Genomic DNA, 19423 nt, shown 5'->3' on the forward strand with positions numbered 1-19423 from the left:
GCTACGAGTCCGGGGTCTCGAGGCGGCGGACGATCTCCGCGACCGCGGCAGAGGTGCCGCCCTCCGGGCATCCGTCGGGGCCGATCCGCAGCGTCGCCGCACCGAGCGCGTCGACGACCGCGTCCCGGATCAGGTCTGCGGCGTCACCGACGCCCGCGTGATCGAACAACATCGCGGCGCTCAGGATCTGCGACAGCGGGTTGGCGCGGTCGGTGCCGGCGATGTCGGGTGCGCTGCCGTGGATCGGCTCGAAATAGGCCGCGGCGTCGCCGATGTTGCCCGACGCGCACATCCCCAACCCGCCGACCGTCCCCGCGCCGAGATCGCTGAGGATGTCGCCGAGGAAGTTCTCCATCACGAGCACGTCGAACCGCCCGGGCCGCACCACGAGGTCGTGGGCGGCGGCATCGGCGTAGAGGTGTTCGGCGTCGATGTCGGGGTATCCGGCGGCGACGTCGTCGAACACCGACCGGAACAGGGCGTAGCTGCGCAGCACGTTGCTCTTGTCGACACACGTCACCCGGCGGACGCCGTCGAGCGGCGCACCGGACCGACCGCGGGCCAGCTCGAACGCGTGGCGCGCGACGCGTTCCACGCCGACCCGGGTCACCATCAACTGGTCGACGGCCGCCTCGGCGGTGGCGACACCGTTGCCGCGGGACAGATAGAGGCCCTCGGTGTTCTCGCGCACGATGACGTAATCGATCTCACCCGGTGCGTGCCGGGTCGCGCCGGTGATCCCCGGCAGCAGCCGCATGGGCCGCACGTTGGCGTAGGTGTCGAGTCCGGTGCGCAGGATGCCGCCCAGCACCCCGGCCTCGGTGCCGTCGGGATGGCGCACCCCGGGCAGGCCGACGGGTCCCTTCAGAACCCCGTCCGCGACACGTAGACGGTCGAGGCGATCGGAGGGAAACGCTGATCCGGTGGCCCGGAAAACCTCTGCACCTGCGGCGATGGTCTCGATGTCGAGCTCGACGCCGACGCGCCTGGCCGCCGAGCGCATCACCGCGACGGCCCCGGCCACCAGATCGGGTCCGATGCCGTCGCCGGGGATCGTCACCACGTCGATGCGGCGTGCGGTCATGTGGACGGGCCTCCTCGATCGGCCTGCTGCGGCCGTTCCGATGTCCCGGGCGACCGCTGACCTGCGAGTCCGCTTCGCCGGAAGGTCGTACCGCCGTCCGGGAACGCTGCGTCGTGCCGCGACGTTGACAGGTAGCCTGACAGTTCAGGTGTACCTACATCGAAGGGACGCGCCGGCGCCGGCTGGGACGTGATGAACCGTAAGACTGTATTCCGCAATTTGGCCATCGTTGCCGTCATCGTGCTCGCGATCTGGGGGTGGACCTTCCTGCGCGACGGTGATCGCGAATACAAGAGCGTGGACACGTCCGTCGCCCTCACCCAGCTGAACACGAAAAACGTGTCGAACGTCGAGATCGACGACCGCGAGCAACAGATCCGTCTCGAACTCCGCGACTCCGTCGACGGCGCCACCAAGATCAGCGCGAAGTACCCGGCCCGGGGCAGCGAGTTCGTCTTCGACTCCGTGCGCGAATCCGGCGCGAAGTACCAGACCAACGTCACGCAGGAATCGGCCCTCTGGCAGATCCTGATCTTCATCCTCCCGATGCTGATCCTGTTCGGCCTCTTCTTCTTCGTGATGAGTCGTATGCAGGGCGGCGGCAAGGGTGGGGTGATGGGCTTCGGCAAGTCCAAGGCCAAGCAGCTGTCGAAGGATCACCCCAAGACCACGTTCGCCGACGTCGCCGGTTCCGACGAGGCGGTCGAGGAGCTCTACGAGATCAAGGACTTCCTGCAGAACCCGGCGCGCTACCAGGCGCTCGGCGCCAAGATCCCGCGCGGCGTCCTGCTGTACGGCCCTCCCGGCACCGGCAAGACGCTGCTCGCGCGCGCCGTCGCGGGCGAGGCCGGCGTCCCGTTCTTCACCATCTCCGGTTCGGACTTCGTCGAGATGTTCGTGGGTGTCGGCGCCTCGCGTGTCCGTGACCTGTTCGAGCAGGCGAAGAACAACAGTCCCTGCATCATCTTCGTCGACGAGATCGACGCCGTCGGACGCCAGCGCGGCGCCGGCCTGGGCGGCGGACACGACGAGCGCGAGCAGACGCTCAATCAGCTCCTCGTCGAGATGGACGGTTTCGGCGAGCGCTCGGGTGTCATCCTGATCGCGGCGACCAACCGCCCCGACATCCTCGACCCCGCGCTGCTGCGTCCCGGCCGCTTCGATCGGCAGATCCCGGTCGGCAACCCCGACATCGCCGGTCGCAAGGCGATCCTCAAGGTGCACGCCGCGGGCAAGCCGATCGACCCCGACGCCGACCTCGACGGTCTCGCCAAGCGCACCCCCGGTATGTCCGGTGCCGACCTGGCCAACGTCATCAACGAGTCGGCCCTGCTCGCCGCGCGCGAGAACCGCACCACGATCACCGCCGAACTGCTCGAGGAGTCGGTCGACCGCGTCGTGGGTGGACCGCGCCGCAAGAGCCGCATCATCAGCGAGCAGGAGAAGAAGATCGTGGCCTACCACGAGGGTGGGCACACCCTCGCCGCGTGGGCGATGCCCGATCTCGACCCGATCTACAAGGTCACCATCCTCGCCCGCGGGCGCACCGGCGGTCACGCGCTGGCCGTGCCGGAGCAGGACAAGGACCTGATGACGCGCTCGGAGATGATCGCTCGTCTCGTCATGGCGATGGGTGGCCGCGCCGCCGAGGAGCTCGTGTTCCACGAGCCGACCACCGGCGCGTCGTCCGACATCGACCAGGCGACGAAGATCGCCCGCGCGATGGTCACCGAATACGGCATGAGCGCCAAGCTCGGTGCCGTCCGGTACGGCCAGGAGCAGGGCGACCCGTTCCTCGGCCGCTCGATGGGCAACCAGAGCGACTACTCCTCGGAGGTCGCCGCCGAGATCGACGACGAGGTCCGTCGTCTCATCGAGGCCGCGCACACCGAGGCGTGGGCCATCCTCTCGGAGTACCGCGACACCCTCGACGACCTCGCGACCCAGCTGCTCGAACGAGAGACGCTGACCCGCAAGGACCTCGAGGTCATCTTCTCCAACGTGGAGAAGCGCCCGCGCATCACCACGTTCGACGAGTTCGGCGACCGCACCCCCAGCGACAAGCCGCCGGTGAAGACGCCGGGCGAACTCGCGATCGAACGCGGTGAGCCGTGGCCCCCCGAACCCGCACCCGATCTCCGCAAGGAGCCGGTCGGTGCAGGCGGCTACGCACCCAACGGCTACAACGGCAACGGCCACAACGGGAACGGTCACGGCGGTAACGGCTACGCCCCCAACGGGTACGGGCAGAACGCCCCGAACGGCTACGGACCCAACGGATACGGTCAACCCCAGCCCAACGGTCAGCCCCAGCCCGGTGGCCAGGGCCAGGCCTACCCCGGCTACCCGCAGGGATACCCCGCCCCCGGCTACCAGGGGCCCGGATACGGCAACCCCGGCCACCAGCCCGAGCCGCAACCCGTTCCGCGCCAGCAGAACCCGGGCTACCCGGCGCCGGACAACGCCCCGAACGGCGGGACTCGTCCCGACTACCCCAACGGCGGGACGCGTCCCGACTACGGCGCCCCGGACGGCTGGTCGGCTCCCGGCTGGCCCCCGCGCGACGGCAACGGATCCCAGCCGCCGCGATGATCGTCCCGCGTCGCCGGCCCACCGTGGCCGGCGACGCATTGCACACCCAACCCACCCACAGCGCGACCGCGGGCACTCACAGAAGAGCGAGCTCCTGATGACCAGAACCGAAGAGAACCGTGCCGCCGTCGCACCTTTCGACCAGCCCCGCGCAGAGGCGGCGGTGCGTGAGCTGCTCGTCGCGATCGGTGAAGATCCCGACCGCGACGGTCTGAAGGAGACACCGGCGCGGGTGGCGCGGGCGTATCAGGAGATGTTCGGCGGACTCCACGTCGAACCCGACGACGTCCTCGCGACCACCTTCGACGTCGGTCACGACGAACTGGTCCTGGTCAAGGACATCCCGATGTACTCGACCTGCGAACACCACCTGGTCTCGTTCCACGGCGTCGCCCACGTCGGGTACATCCCCGGCAAGGACGGACAGGTCACCGGCCTGTCGAAGCTGGCGCGCGTGGTCGACCTCTACGCCAAGCGCCCACAGGTGCAGGAACGTCTCACCACCCAGATCGCCGACGCCCTCGTCCGCAAACTCGACCCGCGCGGCGTGATCGTCGTGATCGAGGCCGAGCACCTGTGCATGGCGATGCGCGGTATCCGCAAGCCCGGTGCCTCGACGACCACATCGGCGGTGCGCGGGGTGTTCAAGACCAGCGCGGTGAGCCGCGGTGAGGCACTCGACCTGATCTCACGCCGCTCCGCGGTGCGCTAGCTCCCGGTCCCACCGAGCCCCACCACGGTGTCCCTCGCCTACGCTGACCGGGTGTCATCGGAGCCCGCACGTCGTGCGTCCATCGCCACCACCGGCGGTGCGACCAGGGTCATCGGTGTCCTGAACGTCACCGCCGATTCCTTCTCCGACGGCGGCCGATACCTCGACACCGACGCCGCCGTCGCCCACGGCCGCCGCCTCACCGACGAGGGGGCCGACCTCGTCGACGTCGGAGGTGAGTCGACCCGCCCCGGCGCCGTGCGGATCGATCCCGCGACCGAGATCGCCCGCGTCGTGCCGGTGATACGCGCGCTGTCGGACGACGGCATCGTGGTCTCCGTCGACACCATGCACGCCCCGGTCGCCGAGGCCGCTGTCGCCGCCGGTGCGCAGGTCGTCAACGACGTGTCCGGCGGACGTGCCGATCCCGACATGGCTCGGGTCGTCGCCGACGCGGGTGTGCCCTGGATCCTCATGCACTGGCGGCCCGCGCTCGACCGCACCGGCGAACAACGCTTCGCCCACCGGGTCGACGACGTCGGTGGCTACCGCGACGTGGTCGCCGAGGTCAGCGGCGAACTGCTCTCCCAGGTCGACGCCGCGGTGTCGGCGGGCGTCGACCCCGGGGCGGTGATCCTCGACCCCGGGCTCGGCTTCGCCAAGGCCACCGAACACAACTGGGCCCTGCTCCACGCCCTGCCCACCCTGGTGGGGTTGGGGTTCCCGGTGCTCGTCGGGGCATCGCGCAAGCGGTTCCTCGGTGCGCTGCTCGGCGGCGACGCCGATCCCCGCCCACCGGCCGGACGCGAGGTCGCCACCGCGGCGATCAGCGCTCTGGCCGCGATGAACGGGGCGTGGGGTGTGCGGGTGCACGATGTGGTCTCGAGTCGCGACGCCATCGCGGTCGCGACGGCGTGGAACGACGGTGGACGGCGAGGACGGGTGGATGGCTGACCGGATCGAGTTGCGCGGGTTGACCGTTCGCGGTCACCACGGTGTGTTCGACCACGAGCGCCGCGACGGACAGGATTTCGTCGTCGACCTCGTGCTGTGGCTCGACCTGCGCCCGGCCGCGGCGAGCGACGACCTCGCCGACACCGTCGACTACGGCGGTCTCGCGCAGCGGGCCCACGACATCGTCGCCGGCGAACCGCGAGACCTCATCGAGACGGTGAGCGCCGAGATCGCCGAGGACATCATGCGCGACGAACGGGTGGCGGCCTGCGAGGTCACGCTGCACAAGCCGTCGGCGCCGATCCCGCTGACGTTTGCCGACGTCGCCGTCATCGCGCGGCGTTCGCGCTCGCCGCGAGGGGACCGATGAGTCGAGCGGTCCTGTCGATCGGGTCGAACATGGGCGACCGTCTCGAACTGCTCGCCTCGGTGCGCGATCGCGTCGCCGAGCACCTCGTGGCGGTGTCGGCGGTGTTCTCGACCCCGCCGTGGGGTCCGGTGGCCCAGGACGACTTCGACAACGCCGTCCTCGTGGTCGACGACCCGGACCGGTCACCCGCCGACTGGCTCGAGACCGGCTTCACGCTCGAACGCGCCGCCCAGCGCACCCGCGAGACCCGCTGGGGTCCGCGCACACTCGACGTCGACGTCATCACCGCGAGCATCGACGGGCAGGTCGTCGTCAGCGACGACCCCGTGTTGACCCTCCCGCATCCGCGCGCACACCTTCGGGCGTTCGTGCTGATCCCGTGGCTCGACGCCGACCCGGGCGCCGCCCTGTGGACCCCGGCGGGTGACCGCGCGGTGGCCGACCTCGTCGACGCCCTCGACCCGGCCGAGCGCGACGGTGTCCGCCGCCGCGACGTCGCCGGGTGGTCGACCTCGACACGGGGTGTGTCGTGACGACGCGTGGACCAGGGCCGCGCGGCAATCGTCGCGGCGACGACCCCGACGAACCGGGCCTGAAGCCCACCCGCGTCCGCGACCTGCTCGGTGTGGCCGCGGTCGTCGCGGTCGTCGTGTGGCTGCTCGTGCGCGTCAGCTACGGCGAGCTGCCGCCGCTGCCCCTGCTCGCCGGTCTCATCCTCTACGTCCTCGCCGCGCTGGAGGTGGTGATCGCGTTCGTCGTGCGATCCCGCGTGGCGCGGGCGCAGGTCGGCTCGAGCCGCGAACAACTGCACCCGATCACCGCGGCCCGCGTGCTCGCGCTCGCCAAATCGTCGGCCCTGCTGGCCGCACTCGCACTGGGGGTGTGGGTCGGGTTGCTGGCATATCTGCTGGCGCAGAACGATTCATCGGCCGCCGACCACGACACCCCGTCTGCCGTGGTCGGGTTGATCGGTGCGGTGGCGCTCGGCGCGGCGGCCCTCTGGCTCGAATACTGCTGCCGGACACCCGACGATCCCACCGACGCCGGCGTCTCGGGCCCCGCGGTCTGATGTCGCCTGCTGAGCGCCTCGGTGGGAACTCTCGTCGGGGAACCACCGATCGGCCTCGCACAACCGTCACGAGAACGCAGGTATGTTGACGCCCATGACGACCTCCGGTGGCCGCAAGGCCGACGCACGCCGTCAGCGCCGTGGCCCGGCCCAGTACCTGCTGGGGTTGCTGCTCGCCCTCGCGATCGGTGCGAGCGTCGCGATGATCTTCAGCCCGACCCGCAGCATCGTCGCCAGCCTCGCCGTCATCGCGGCGCTGTGGGCGGCGGTGATCGGCGCGATCCTGGTCACCAAGTTCCGCCGTCTCGCCGATTCGGCCGAGGCGAAGACCCGCGACCTGCGACTCGTCTACGAGCTGCAGCTCGAACGCGAGATCACCGCGCGTCGACAGTACGAACTCGGCGTGGAGGCCCAGATCCGTAAGGAGGTGCGCGCCGAGACCAACGAGGAACTCCACGAGCTGAAGGCCCAGGTCGCGGCTCTGCGTTCCAGCCTGGAACTGCTGGTCGGCGAACTCCCCGAACAGCGCGTCGCGCTGTCGACGGAGCGCTACCCCGAACTCGAGCGCACCCGCGGACCTCAGCCGCCGACCGCGACCCTCGACGACACCGTCGTGGCCGAACGTGACTTCGCGGGCACCGCTCCGGCGCAGGACCCGGTGCCCCCGATCCCCGCGGTCCCGATCTCCACGTCACCGGTCACCGAGCCGGGCCCGGTGGCCCCCGAGACCCCGATGTTCACCGACGAGACGCCGACCGACGAATGGGCGACCTCCGCCCCGCCCGCGACCGCGACACCCGAGCCGCCTGCACCGCCGGTCACGACCCCGCGCCGTCCCGAGGCCCCCGCCGCGGGCAGTGGTCGGCACGGTCGATCGGCGGCAGCATCAGCGACTGCGCCCGACGCGGAGCCGGAGCCCGAGGCGCGGCCCGAGGCGCGGCCCGCCGCGACGCGCGAACCGGTGGCCGAGCCCGAACCGGTGGCCGAGCCCGAAGCAGCCGCCGAACCCGAGGCCGTCGCCGACACCACCGCCGCCTGGGACACCTCCGCCTCCACGCGTGGCCGTGACCGGCACCGCGCCCCGGAGACCGAGCCGGGTGCACACGCCAACGGTCGGTCAGTGTCAGAACTCATCGAACAGTTCCGCGCGCCCACCCCCGGCGGCCGCCGCCGTCGGCGCGACTGAGCCCCGGCCACCGGCGTCCGACGAGCCGGTGACCCCGATCACACGCATTGGCCGCTGAGGTGACCGGCGACCTATCCTCGCCGGAGAACGTCCGGTACCCGATCGCTGGGACCGGAACGACCAACGGAGGACATCGGTGACCTCACCGGGTATCGCCAACTGGCCCGCGCCGGCCCGACTCACCGTCGGGATCGTGTCGGCCGGTCGGGTGGGCACCGCACTCGGTGCCGCCCTCGAACGCGCCGACCACGTGGTGGGCGCAGTGGTCGCCCGGTCGCCCCGATCGCGCCTCCGAGCCGCACGCCGACTACCCGAATCGCAGATTCTCGATCTCACCGCCGTCGCCGCCCGTAGCGAACTCCTCATCGTCAGCGTCCCCGACGCCGCGCTGTCGACCGTCATCGGCGACCTCGCGGCATCGGGCGCCGTCCGCCCCGGCACGATCGTCGCCCACACCGCCGGCGCGCACGGCGTCGCGATCCTCGAACCCCTCACCGCGCTGGGGGCCACGCCGTTGGCCCTGCACCCGGCGATGACCTTCGTCGACAGCGACGACGACATCACCCGCCTGCGATCGGCCTGCTTCGGCGTGACCGCCGCCGACGAGATCGGCCACGCCGTCGGCACCTCCCTGGTGCTGGAGATGGGTGGCGAACCCGTCGCCGTCGCCGAGAAGGCCCGCCCGCTCTACCACGCCGCACTGGCCCACGGTGCGAATCATGTTGTCGCCCTCGTGTCCGACGCCGTGGCGGCGTTGCGCATCGCCCTCGAGCAGTCGGCCGGCGAGGGCTTCTCCGCCGCCGACCCCGATCCGCTCGCCGCAGGTTTGCCCGAGCGGATCCTCGGACCGCTCGTGTCGGCGGCACTGGCGAACGTGCTCGAACTCGGTCCCGCCGCGCTCACCGGGCCGGTGGCACGGGGCGACGCGGCCGCCGTCGCCGCGCACCTCGCCGCCCTGGGCTCGGCCGATCCCGATCTCGCCGAGACCTACCGCGCCATGTCGCTGCGCGCCGCCGCCCGCACCGACGCCCCGGCGGCGCTGATCGACGTCCTGACCGGCTCGACCCACCGCAGAGGTGACCGATGACCACCGCACCACAACGCCCCTACGTCGCGGGATCGCTCACGGTGCACCGTGATCCGGCGACGCTCACCCAGATCAGCCGGGCGCTGCGATCGACCGGCAAACGCGTGGTCCTCGTCCCCACAATGGGCGCACTGCACGCCGGTCACCGCGAGCTCATCCGGGCCGCGAAGGCACAGGGGCCGACCGTGGTGATCGTCTCGATCTTCGTCAACCCCCTGCAGTTCGGGGTCGGAGAAGACCTCGACGCCTACCCGCGCACCTTCGACGCCGACCGCGCGATCTGCGAGGAGATGGGGGTGGAGCTGCTGTTCGCCCCCACCGTGGCCGACATGTACCCCAACGGTCCCCGCACCACCGTGCACCCCGGACCCGCGGGTGCCGAACTCGAGGCCGCCTCCCGGCCCACACATTTCGCGGGCATGCTCACCGTCGTCGCGAAGCTGCTCGCCATCGCCGCACCGCACGCCGCCTATTTCGGCGAGAAGGACTACCAGCAGCTCGTCCTGGTTCGGCAGATGGTCACCGACCTCAACCTCGACATCGCGATCGTCGGGGTGCCCACGGTCCGCGAACCCGACGGCCTGGCGATGTCGAGCCGCAACCGCTATCTCACACCTGCGCAACGGGAGTCGGCGACAGCACTGTCGGCGGCGCTGGTCGCCGGGGCCTACGCCGCGGCCGGCGGGGTCGAGGCCATCCTCTCCACCGCCCGCGGTGTCCTCGCGCAGCGTCCCGACATCGACGTCGACTACCTCGAGGTACGCGGCGTCGACCTCGGGCCGGCGCCCGACCACGGTGACGGCCGACTCCTCGTGGCCGCCCGGGTCGGCACCACCCGACTCCTCGACAACGTCGGTGTCGCGGTCGGCACCGGCTTCCTCAACCGCGGCAACGGCGACTCGGAGAACCCATCGGACGATCTCCCGGAAGGGCACTGACAGAACATGTTCCGCACCATGATGACCTCGAAGATCCACCGCGCGCGGGTCACCCAGGCCGATCTGCACTACGTCGGCTCGGTGACCATCGACGCCGACCTGCTCACCGCGGCCGACATCCTCGAGGGCGAGCAGGTCACCATCGTCGACATCGACAACGGCAACCGTCTCGAGACCTACGCCATCGCCGGCCCTCGCGGCAGCGGTGTGATCGGGATCAACGGGGCCGCAGCCCATCTCGTCCACCCCGGGGATCTCGTCATCATCATCGCCTACGGGGTGTTGAGCCCGGAGGAACTCACCACCTACCGTCCGCACGTCGTGTTCGTCGACGACGACAACCGCATCGTCGAGTCCGGCACCGACCCGGCCCACGCGCCCGTCGGGTCGGGCCTGCTCGATCCCCGCGAACTCGTCGGATAGCGGCGATGCTCCTCGCCCTCGACGTCGGCAACACCAACATCCACCTCGGCGTGTTCGCCGGCCGAGGCGACCACGCGCACCTCGTGCGCGACTGGCGGATCCGCACCGAGCCGCGGATGACCGCCGACGAGCTGGCGCTGACCCTGAGGGGCCTGCTCGGCGACGACGTCGAGCGCGTCGTGTCGGTGGTCGGTCTCTCCACGGTCCCGTCACTGCTGCGCGAGATGCGCGTCGTGGTGGGCCGATACTTCGGGTCGGGTCCGCACGTCCTGCTCGAACCCGGTCTGCGCACCGGCGTCGCCCTGCTCGTCGACAATCCGAAGGAGGTGGGCACCGACCGCGTCGCCAACGCGTTGGCCGCCCAAGCCACCTACGGAACGGCGTGCATCGTGGTCGATTTCGGTACCACCACCCTCGTCGACGTGGTGTCGGCGAAGGGGGAGTTCCTCGGCGGGGCCATCGCCCCCGGCATCGACCTCGCCGTCGACGCGCTGGCCGCCCGCACCGTCACACTGCGCACGGTCGAACTGCTGCCGCCGCGCAGCGTGGTGGGCAAGAACACCGTCGAGGCGTTGCAGTCGGGCATCCTCTACGGCTTCGCCGGGCAGGTCGACGGGCTGGTGACCCGGGTGCGTCGCGAGATCCCCGGCTTCGCCGACACCGACGACGTGACCGTGGTCGCGACCGGCTACCTCGCACCGCTCGTCTTCGACGAGTGCCGCACCCTCGACGTCCACCACGACCACCTGACCCTGGAGGGTCTGCGTCTGGTGTTCGAGCGGCAGAACGACTCCGCGCGTGCGCGCAAGCGTGGACCTGTGGCAGACTCTGCCCCGTGATGACGTGTCGTGGCGCGGAGTGTTGTCGGGGCTGACAGCCCCCACCCTTCCTGCTGCCCGCACATCTCACCTCGAGGTCTCCCATGCCTGTCCTGGCACCCGTCTCGCGCATCTCCCACCCCGTCACCAGCGCTCGCATCGGCGTGCTGTCGCTGCGTGTCGATGAGTTCTCCCCGGCCGTCGCCGCAGGTCACCGCGTCGTCGACATCCGCGGCCAGCGCGAGCGCGACACGCACGGCGTGATCGCCGGCGCCCTGGCGATCGACTCCGCGATCGTCGTCGACCGCCTCGTCCCCGACACCGTCGAGTCGTTGCGCGGTGTCACCACCGACACCCGCTGGCTGCTGGTCGGCACCGATGGACACGACGCCGAGTGGCTCACCTGGCACCTGCACGCCCGCGGGGTCCACGGTGCGCGGTTCCTGCTCGGTGGCCACCGTGCGCTTCGCGCCACCCGTGACGTCGGTTCTCGCCCGCTGAGCGCATCGCAGCGTCGCGATCTCGCGGTGATCTCGGCCCACTGAGCCGGGGCCGATAGGGTCGTGCGGGTGACCGACACCTCCCCCGGCCCAGGCCCCGACGCCACCGACACCGCCGACCACCTGCCCGAGCAGCTGCGCATCCGACGCGAGAAGCGCGCCCGGATCCTCGCCGACGGCGGACAGGCCTACCCCGTGTCGATCCCGCGCACCCATTCGCTGGCGCAGGTCCGCGCCGAGCACCCCGACCTGCCCGTCGACCACGCGACCGGCACACAGGTCGGCGTCGTCGGACGAGTGATGTTCGTGCGCAACAAGGGAAAGCTGTGTTTCGGCACCCTGCAGGAGGGCGACGGGACCCAGCTGCAGGTGATGATCAGCTTCAACGGTGTCGGTGAGGAGGCGCTGGCGGCGTGGAAGTCCGACGTCGATCTCGGCGACTTCGTCTACGTCCACGGCGAGGTGATCAGTTCGCGCACCGGTGAGCTCAGTGTGATGGCCGACGCCTGGCAGATCGCCTCGAAGGCGTTGCGGCCGTTGCCCGTCGCGCACAAGGAGCTCAGCGAGGAGGCGCGTGTCCGACAGCGCTACATCGACCTCATCGTGCGTCCCGCCGCCCGCGACACCGCGCGTACCCGCGTCGCGGTGATCCGTGAGCTCCGTGCGGCGCTGGAGGAGCGCGCCTTCATCGAGGTGGAGACACCGATGCTGCAGGCCCAGCACGGCGGCGCAGCGGCCCGGCCGTTCGTCACCCACTCCAACGCCCTCGACATCGACATGTACCTGCGGATCGCGCCGGAGCTGTTCCTCAAACGCTGTGTGGTCGGCGGCCTCGAGCGCGTCTTCGAGATCAACCGCAACTTCCGCAACGAGGGTGTCGACTCCACCCACTCGCCCGAGTTCGCGATGCTCGAGACCTATCAGGCCTACGGCACCTACGACGACTCTGCGGTGATGACCCGCGAGCTGGTGCAGGACGTCGCACAGCGCGCGCTGGGCACCCTGACCCCCACGCTCGCCGACGGCACGGTCTACGACCTGTCCGGTGAATGGCTGACGATCTCGATGTACCCGTCGCTGTCGGAGGCGCTCGACACCGAGATCACCCCGGAGACCACGGTGGCGACCCTGATGGCCCTCGCCGAGAAGGTCGGTCTCGCCGTCCCGCGTGACAAGGGATACGGCCACGGCAAGCTCGTCGAGGAACTGTGGGAGCACCAGGTCGGCACGCACATCGACCGACCGTTCTTCGTCCGCGATTTCCCGGTCGAGACCTCGCCGCTGACCCGCGACCACCGGTCGATCCCCGGCGTGGTCGAGAAGTGGGACCTCTATGTCCGCGGTTTCGAACTGGCCACCGGCTACTCGGAGTTGATCGATCCGGTGATCCAGCGGGAGCGGTTCGTCGACCAGGCGCGACTCGCGTCGGCCGGGGACGACGAGGCGATGGTCCTCGACGAGGAATTCCTCACCGCGATGGAACACGGGATGCCTCCGACCACCGGTACCGGAATGGGTATCGACCGACTTCTCATGGCACTGACGGGATTGGGAATCCGGGAGACAATCCTGTTTCCCTTCGTGAAGCCGAACGAATGAATTGATGGGGTCTTTCCCCACCGACAATTGTCGTGTCCTCGATATGTGGTTACAGTGGGACTCGGCCGGGGGGTTGTATCCGGGGCACTGACCAGTGTTCTCGCCGCCCACCCGCGACAATTCGTACGAGTCGAGACATTTCATGGTGGGGGCAGCAATATGGCGAAAAAGGTGACGGTCACCCTGGTGGATGACGTCGACGACACCGCATCGGCCGATGAGACCGTGGAATTCGGGATCGACGGCATCAGCTACGAGATCGATCTCTCCGCCGAGAACGCGGCACGCCTGCGTGCCGAGATCGACGCATGGGTCGAGCACGCTCGCCGGGTCGGCGGCAAGCGTCGTGGCCGGTCGTCCGCCACATCCACCGGTGTCGACGCAGGCCAGAGCGCCGCGATCCGCGAGTGGGCGCGCCGCAACGGGCACGGCGTGTCGGCGCGGGGTCGGGTCTCGAGCGACATCGTCGAGCTCTACAACGCGGCGCACTGACCGCACTTCTGTGCTGAACTATTTCGTTCCCGAATTCGCAGTCCGGTCCAGAAGTTCGCGTTTGAGAATCTTTCCGGCTGCGTTCCGCGGGAATTCGTCGATCACGATCACGCTGCGTGGGATCTTGAAATTCGCCAGGGTGGAACGGCAGTGTTCGATCACGTAGTCGACATCGATCGTCACGCCTGAGCGCACCGTGAGAAATGCGCGACCGACTTCTCCGAGTCGTTCGTCGGGTACACCGATCACCGCGGCTTCGGTCACGTCGGCGATACGCGTCAGGGTCTGTTCGACCTCGGCGGGGTAGACGTTGAATCCGCCGCAGATGTACATGTCCTTGAGTCGGTCGGTGATGGACAGATTGCCCCGATCGTCGATGGTGCCGATGTCCCCGGTGTGCAGCCATCCGTCACCGTCGATCGTCTCGGCCGTCGCGACGGGGTCGTCGAGGTAGCCGCGCATCACCATCGCGCCGCGCGTGAGGACCTCCCCGGCATCCGACAGCGCGATCTCCATGCCCTCGAACGCCCGACCGCACGTCGTCGCGACGGTCAGATCGTCGTCGTCGGGGGTGCACGTCGACACGAACCCGCTTGCCTCGCTGAGCCCGTAGGCGGTGATGACGGTGTCGACGCCGAGGTCGCGCTGGATGCGCTCGATGAGCACCACCGGCACGATCGCCGCGCCGGTGACCACCAGGCGCAGCGACGACAGGTCCGCCGTAGCCCGTGCGGGGTCGTCGAGGATGGTCTGGAAGATGGTCGGTGCACCCGGGAACACCGATGCCCGGTGTCGTTCCACGGCGGTCATCGCCGACTGTGCGCTGTAGACCGCCAGCGGCACCATCGTGGTCGCGAAGAGCGTGCACGCGAGGATGCCCGCCTTGTAGCCGAAGGTGTGGAAGTAGGGATTGACCATCAGGTAGCGGTCGTCGGGGGACAGGCGTCCGTTGGCGCCCCACGCGTACGCGCCGGCCATCGACTGTCGGTGCTCGGCCAACACACCCTTGCTGCGTCCGGTGGTGCCCGAAGTGAACAGGATGTCGGACAGGTCATCGGGCGCGACCGCGTCGGCGCGGATGTCGGCCTGCGCCCGCGCACCCTCGGTCGCGCTGGAGAGGAAGTCGTTCCAGTCGATGCCGGGGCCGCGGGCGTCGTCGGGGTCGAGACGGATCCGGACCGCGACCCGTACGTCGGTGTCGGTCGCGAGATCGACCCGTTCGGTCAGGTCGGCGAGTCGGTCGGTTCCGAGGAACGCCCCGGCCACCACCACCGCGCGTGCCCGGGTGCGCACCAGGACGTCGATCACCTCGGCGGCGGTGTAGCGGGTGTTGAGCGGGACCAGCGTCGCGCCCGCGTAGTGCGCGCCGAGTGCCGCGATGGGCCAGTGCAGGCTGTTCGGCGACCAGATCGCGACGCGGTCGCCCGCGGCGATGTCGTGTTCGACGAGCGCGGCCGCGAAGGTGCGGACCGCGGCCAGCAGCTCCGACCAGGTGAGCGTGACGTCCTCGCCCCACTGGTCGTCGATGATCGCGACACCGTCGGGGTGTTCGGCAGCGACCGCGCGCACTGCGGCGACGCTGGTCTGCGGGTTCGTCACGCGGCTCTCCTTCGGGTCACGAGGCAGCAAAAACAAGCAAGTGCTTGGTAGGTTACGCTAGGGCCCATGACTGCGACCAATCTTGCCGACCGAGGTGTCGACCTGGGTCGACATCCGGGATCGGTGGACGATTTCGCGTCGTCGGTCGGCACCTGGCTGCGCGAGAACCTGACGGGGCAGTTCGCGCCCTTGGTGGGTCGCGGCGGCCCCGGAAGTGAACACGAGTTCTTCGCCGGCCGCCTCGAATGGGACCGGCACCTGGCCCGCTCGGGCTGGACATGCCTGGGCTGGCCGATCGAACACGGCGGTCGCAACGCGACTCTCGCCCAACGCATAGCGTTCCACACCGAATACGCCCGCGCCGATGCGCCCGCGCGCGTCAACCATCTCGGCGAGGAACTGCTCGGCCCCACGCTCATCGCCTTCGGTACCGACGCCCAGCGGGAGCGGTTCCTGCCGCCGATCGCCGACGTCTCCGAGCTGTGGGCGCAGGGCTACTCCGAACCCGGCGCCGGATCCGACCTCGCGGGGGTCGCGACCACCGCGCGACTCGAGGACGGGCGCTGGGTCATCAACGGTCAGAAGATCTGGACGTCACTGGCCCACGTCGCGCAGTGGGTGTTCGTGCTGTGCCGCGTGGAGCGCGGCTCGACGCGACACCACGGCCTCGGATTCCTGCTGGTCCCGCTCGACCAACCCGGCATCACCGTGCGACCCATCCAACAGCTCACCGGCACATCGGAATTCAACGAAGTGTTCTTCGACGACGCCGTCACCGACGCCGATCTCATCGTCGGCGCCCCCGGCGACGGGTGGAAGGTCGCGATGGGGCTCCTCGAGTTCGAACGCGGCGTCTCGACCCTCGGCCAGCAGGTCGGCTTCGCCCGGGAACTCGACAGATTGATCGACCTGGCGAAGACGACCGGCGCCACCACCGACCCCGATATCCGCGGGCGACTGGTGACCGCGCACGTGGGTCTGCAGGTGATGCGCGCCCACGCCCTGCGCACCCTCGCCACGGTCGACACCGGCGGTGCCGGTGGTCAGGCGTCGGTGTCGAAGTTGTTGTGGGCCAACTGGCATCGCGATCTCGGTGAGCTGGCGATGGCGATCGAGGGAGCGCGAGGACTGATCGCCCCCGACCACACCAGCGAGGGCGTCGCCAACGACATCGGCGCGCCCGAACGCGTCGAGCTCGGCCCCTGGCAGCGGTTGTTCCTCTTCAGCCGCGCCGACACCATCTACGGTGGCTCGAACGAGATCCAGCGCACCATCATCGCCGAACGGGTGCTCGGCCTGCCGCGAGAGGCGCGACCATGAGCGACACGTCCCCCGCCGACCTGTCGGTGCCGCCCGAGGAGATCGGCGGCCACGGACTGCTCGCGGGCCGCAAGGTGGTGGTGACCGCCGCGGCGGGCACCGGCATCGGGTTTGCCACCGCACGCCGTGCGCTGCTCGAGGGCGCCGACGTCCTCGTCAGCGACTTCCACGAGCGACGTCTCGGCGAGACCGTCGAGAAACTCGTCGGTGAGTTCCCGGATCAGACGGTGGCACAGGCGGTCTGCGATGTGTCACAGACCAGTCAGGTCGACGAGCTCATCGACATCGCGGCACGCGAGCTCGGTCGGATCGACGTGCTCGTCAACAACGCCGGACTCGGCGGCGAGACCCCGATCATCGAGATGACCGACGATCAGTGGGACCGCGTCCTCGACATCACGTTGAACAGCACCTTCCGGGCCACCCGCGCGGCGCTGCGGTACTTCGCCGCCGCCCCGCACGGCGGCGTCATCGTCAACAACGCCTCCGTGCTGGGATGGCGGGCGCAGAGCGGTCAATCCCATTACGCCGCCGCCAAAGCCGGTGTCATGGCACTCACGCGGTGCTCGGCGATCGAGGCCGCCGAACACGGGGTGCGCATCAACGCCGTCGCGCCGTCGATCGCCAGGCACCCGTTCCTCGCCAAGGTGACCAGCGACGAGCTGCTCGACGAACTGGCCTCCCGCGAGGCCTACGGCCGGGCCGCGGAGGTGTGGGAGATCGCCGCCACCATCGCGATGCTCGCCAGCGACTACACCACCTACCTCACCGGTGAGATCGTCTCGATCTCCAGCCAACGCGCCTGAACGAGAGGGAACTCCCGATGTCACAACCGCAGGCCTACATCGTCGACGCCGTCCGGACACCGGTCGGCAAACGCAACGGCTCACTCGCCAAGGCGCATCCGGCCGACATGGGTGCCCACGTCATCAACGCCGTCCTCGAGCGCTCCGGGATCGACCCGAACATCGTCGACGACGTGATCTTCGGTTGCGTCGACACCATCGGACCGCAGGCGGGCAACATCGCCCGCTCGGCCTGGCTCGCCGCCGGGCAGCCGCTCGGCGTGCCCGGGACCACCATCGACCGTCAATGCGGATCGTCGCAGCAAGCAATCCATTTCGCCGCGCAGGCGGTGATGAGCGGAACGCAGGACGTGGTGCTCGCCGGCGGCGTGCAGAACATGAGTGCCATCCCGATCTCGGCGGCGATGCTGGCCGGCCGGGAGTACGGTTTCGACACCCCGTTCACCGGATCCACCGGCTGGGAGAGGCGTTTCGGTGACGCCGACATCTCCCAGTTCACCGGCGCCGACATGATGGCCAAGCGGTGGGAGATCAGCCGCGAGGACATGGAGTCCTGGGCGCTGCAGTCCCATCAGCGGGCGCTCGCGGCCATCGCCGACGGTCGTTTCGCCAACGAGACTGTTGCGCTGGGTGATTGCACGGTCGACGAATGTCCCCGCGAGACATCGCTTTCGACGATGGCCGGGCTCAAGGTCCTCGCCGAGGGATCATCGCTGACCGCCGCCGTCGCATCGCAGATCTGCGACGGCGCCGCGGCCACCCTCGTGGTGTCGGAGGCGGCTCTCGCGCAGTACGGCCTCACCCCCCGGGCGCGGATCCACCATCTCTCGGTGCGCGGTGACGACCCGGTGATGATGCTCTCGGCGCCCATCCCGGCCACCAGATGGGCCCTGGCGAAGACCGGGCTGTCGATCGACGACATCGACGTCGTCGAGATCAACGAGGCCTTCGCGCCCGTCGTGCTGGCCTGGCTGAAGGAGACCGGCGCCGACCCCGCCCGGGTCAACCCGAACGGCGGCGGTATCGCCCTCGGTCACCCGCTCGGCGCCACCGGCGCGAAACTTTTCGCGACCCTGCTGAACGAACTCGAACGCACCGGTGGCCGCTACGGCCTGCAGACGATGTGCGAGGGCGGCGGCACCGCGAACGTCACCATCATCGAACGCCTCTAGCCCCAGTTGGGCCGTCGTTCTCGCCAGTTGGGCCGTTGTTCTCGCCAGTTGGGCACATAACGACCGCAGTTGGGCAGGTGAACGCCGCGGTTGGGCATCAACGTTGTTCAGCGTGGGGGTTTTCGCCACACGATGAGGTAGCGCCACATCGGGAGCAACCGAAACGTGGCGCCAGGCATGGTCCGTCGTGCCGCGGCCTCAATCTCGGTGTAGGTGTGTGGAGGCGGCCACACGATCGGTGCGGTGTGTTCCCAGAGCCCTCGTCGACGCGACAGGTACTGGTGCTGCACGAGTCCAGCGAGGTGTAGCGCCATCTCGCGCGGCCGCGACGTCCGACCGAGCCCGACGATCGCGACCACCCCGCCGGGTGCCGTCAGTTCGGCGCACCGTGCGAGCGCGGCATCGACATCGGGAATGTGGTGGAGTGTCGCTATCGAGGCCACCAGGTCGAACGATTCGGGCTCGAACGGGTGCGTCATCACGTCACCTGACACCCACGTGACTGCGTTGGATTCCCTGCGCGCCGACGCCAGCACCGGCTCGTCGAGATCGATCCCGGTCACCGACGGCACGCGACCAGCGAGTTCGGCTGCCAGCAGCCCGTTTCCGGTACCGATATCGAGTGCGGTCTGCGCACCGGCCGGGACTGCGTCGAGTATCAGCCGGTGGTAGTGGATGTTGTGATTCCAGCGTGGGCGCATA

General features: G+C 69.7%; 20 protein-coding genes. 17 read left to right on the forward strand and 3 right to left on the reverse strand.

What is annotated here, in order from left to right; genetic code table 11:
* Position 1: 1 nt before the first annotated feature.
* Positions 2-1084 (reverse strand): isocitrate/isopropylmalate dehydrogenase family protein, encoded by a 1083-nt coding sequence (locus tag ACLBW1_RS04950; RefSeq protein WP_447810434.1) that lies wholly within the window; start codon positions 1082-1084, stop codon positions 2-4.
* A 192-nt stretch (positions 1085-1276) separates the two neighbouring features.
* On the opposite strand from ACLBW1_RS04950, the gene ftsH reads away from it, so the two are divergent.
* From ftsH to ACLBW1_RS05020, 14 genes are all read left to right on the forward strand, one after another.
* Positions 1277-3676 carry an ATP-dependent zinc metalloprotease FtsH gene (gene ftsH / locus ACLBW1_RS04955; RefSeq protein ID WP_447810435.1) on the forward strand — a complete coding sequence of 800 codons (2400 nt, stop codon included), beginning with the start codon at positions 1277-1279 and terminating at the stop codon, positions 3674-3676.
* Between the two features lie 97 nt (positions 3677-3773).
* A complete protein-coding gene (gene folE, locus ACLBW1_RS04960) occupies positions 3774-4388 on the forward strand; it encodes a GTP cyclohydrolase I FolE (RefSeq protein ID WP_447810436.1) in 615 nt (204 codons plus the stop codon).
* 51 nt (positions 4389-4439) lie between these two features.
* Entirely contained in the window at positions 4440-5342 is a 903-nt protein-coding gene (folP, locus tag ACLBW1_RS04965; protein ID WP_447810437.1) for a dihydropteroate synthase, read from the forward strand.
* The gene (gene folB, locus ACLBW1_RS04970; RefSeq protein WP_447810438.1) at positions 5335-5712 is read left to right on the forward strand and encodes a dihydroneopterin aldolase; all 378 of its coding nucleotides are present in this window, start codon (positions 5335-5337) and stop codon (positions 5710-5712) included. The genes folP and folB overlap by 8 nt, the downstream gene beginning before the upstream one ends.
* Positions 5709-6245 (forward strand): 2-amino-4-hydroxy-6-hydroxymethyldihydropteridine diphosphokinase, encoded by a 537-nt coding sequence (folK, locus tag ACLBW1_RS04975; RefSeq protein ID WP_447810440.1) that lies wholly within the window; start codon positions 5709-5711, stop codon positions 6243-6245. Before folB ends, folK begins: the two co-directional genes overlap by 4 nt.
* Positions 6242-6781: a DUF3180 domain-containing protein gene (locus tag ACLBW1_RS04980; RefSeq protein ID WP_045824514.1), complete on the forward strand. Its 540-nt coding sequence runs from the start codon at positions 6242-6244 to the stop codon at positions 6779-6781. Before folK ends, ACLBW1_RS04980 begins: the two co-directional genes overlap by 4 nt.
* Before the next feature lie 94 nt (positions 6782-6875).
* Positions 6876-7967, forward strand: a complete 1092-nt coding sequence (locus ACLBW1_RS04985; RefSeq protein WP_447810441.1) for a DUF6779 domain-containing protein — start codon at positions 6876-6878, stop codon at positions 7965-7967.
* A 136-nt stretch (positions 7968-8103) separates the two neighbouring features.
* A complete protein-coding gene (locus ACLBW1_RS04990; RefSeq protein WP_447810442.1) occupies positions 8104-9054 on the forward strand; it encodes a Rossmann-like and DUF2520 domain-containing protein in 951 nt (316 codons plus the stop codon).
* Positions 9051-9992, forward strand: coding sequence for a pantoate--beta-alanine ligase (gene panC, locus ACLBW1_RS04995; RefSeq protein WP_447810443.1), 942 nt, complete (start codon positions 9051-9053; stop codon positions 9990-9992). The genes ACLBW1_RS04990 and panC overlap by 4 nt, the downstream gene beginning before the upstream one ends.
* A gap of 6 nt (positions 9993-9998) precedes the next feature.
* Positions 9999-10415, forward strand: a complete 417-nt coding sequence (gene panD / locus ACLBW1_RS05000; protein WP_447810444.1) for an aspartate 1-decarboxylase — start codon at positions 9999-10001, stop codon at positions 10413-10415.
* Between the two features lie 5 nt (positions 10416-10420).
* Positions 10421-11254 carry a type III pantothenate kinase gene (locus tag ACLBW1_RS05005; protein ID WP_447810445.1) on the forward strand — a complete coding sequence of 278 codons (834 nt, stop codon included), beginning with the start codon at positions 10421-10423 and terminating at the stop codon, positions 11252-11254.
* Between the two features lie 83 nt (positions 11255-11337).
* Positions 11338-11778 (forward strand): rhodanese-like domain-containing protein, encoded by a 441-nt coding sequence (locus ACLBW1_RS05010; protein WP_447810446.1) that lies wholly within the window; start codon positions 11338-11340, stop codon positions 11776-11778.
* Positions 11779-11802: 24 nt separating this feature from the next.
* Positions 11803-13332, forward strand: coding sequence for a lysine--tRNA ligase (gene lysS / locus ACLBW1_RS05015; protein WP_447810447.1), 1530 nt, complete (start codon positions 11803-11805; stop codon positions 13330-13332).
* 159 nt (positions 13333-13491) lie between these two features.
* Positions 13492-13824 (forward strand): histone-like nucleoid-structuring protein Lsr2, encoded by a 333-nt coding sequence (locus ACLBW1_RS05020; RefSeq protein WP_447810448.1) that lies wholly within the window; start codon positions 13492-13494, stop codon positions 13822-13824.
* An 18-nt stretch (positions 13825-13842) separates the two neighbouring features.
* Here ACLBW1_RS05020 and ACLBW1_RS05025 read toward each other — a convergent pair whose 3' ends face one another.
* The gene (locus ACLBW1_RS05025; RefSeq protein ID WP_447810450.1) at positions 13843-15423 is read right to left on the reverse strand and encodes a FadD3 family acyl-CoA ligase; all 1581 of its coding nucleotides are present in this window, start codon (positions 15421-15423) and stop codon (positions 13843-13845) included.
* 66 nt (positions 15424-15489) lie between these two features.
* On the opposite strand from ACLBW1_RS05025, the gene ACLBW1_RS05030 reads away from it, so the two are divergent.
* Genes ACLBW1_RS05030 through ACLBW1_RS05040 form a run of 3 tightly spaced genes read left to right on the forward strand, consistent with a single transcriptional unit; the run spans position 15490 to position 18721 of the window.
* Positions 15490-16743, forward strand: coding sequence for an acyl-CoA dehydrogenase family protein (locus ACLBW1_RS05030; protein ID WP_447810452.1), 1254 nt, complete (start codon positions 15490-15492; stop codon positions 16741-16743).
* Positions 16740-17549, forward strand: coding sequence for an SDR family oxidoreductase (locus ACLBW1_RS05035; RefSeq protein WP_447810454.1), 810 nt, complete (start codon positions 16740-16742; stop codon positions 17547-17549). The genes ACLBW1_RS05030 and ACLBW1_RS05035 overlap by 4 nt, the downstream gene beginning before the upstream one ends.
* Positions 17550-17566: 17 nt before the next feature.
* The gene (locus ACLBW1_RS05040; RefSeq protein ID WP_447810456.1) at positions 17567-18721 is read left to right on the forward strand and encodes an acetyl-CoA C-acetyltransferase; all 1155 of its coding nucleotides are present in this window, start codon (positions 17567-17569) and stop codon (positions 18719-18721) included.
* 107 nt (positions 18722-18828) lie between these two features.
* On the opposite strand, the gene ACLBW1_RS05045 is transcribed toward ACLBW1_RS05040, so the two are convergent.
* Positions 18829-19422 (reverse strand): class I SAM-dependent methyltransferase, encoded by a 594-nt coding sequence (locus ACLBW1_RS05045; protein ID WP_447810457.1) that lies wholly within the window; start codon positions 19420-19422, stop codon positions 18829-18831.
* Position 19423 lies beyond the last annotated feature (1 nt).

The organism is Williamsia sp. M5A3_1d (assembly GCF_053345315.1).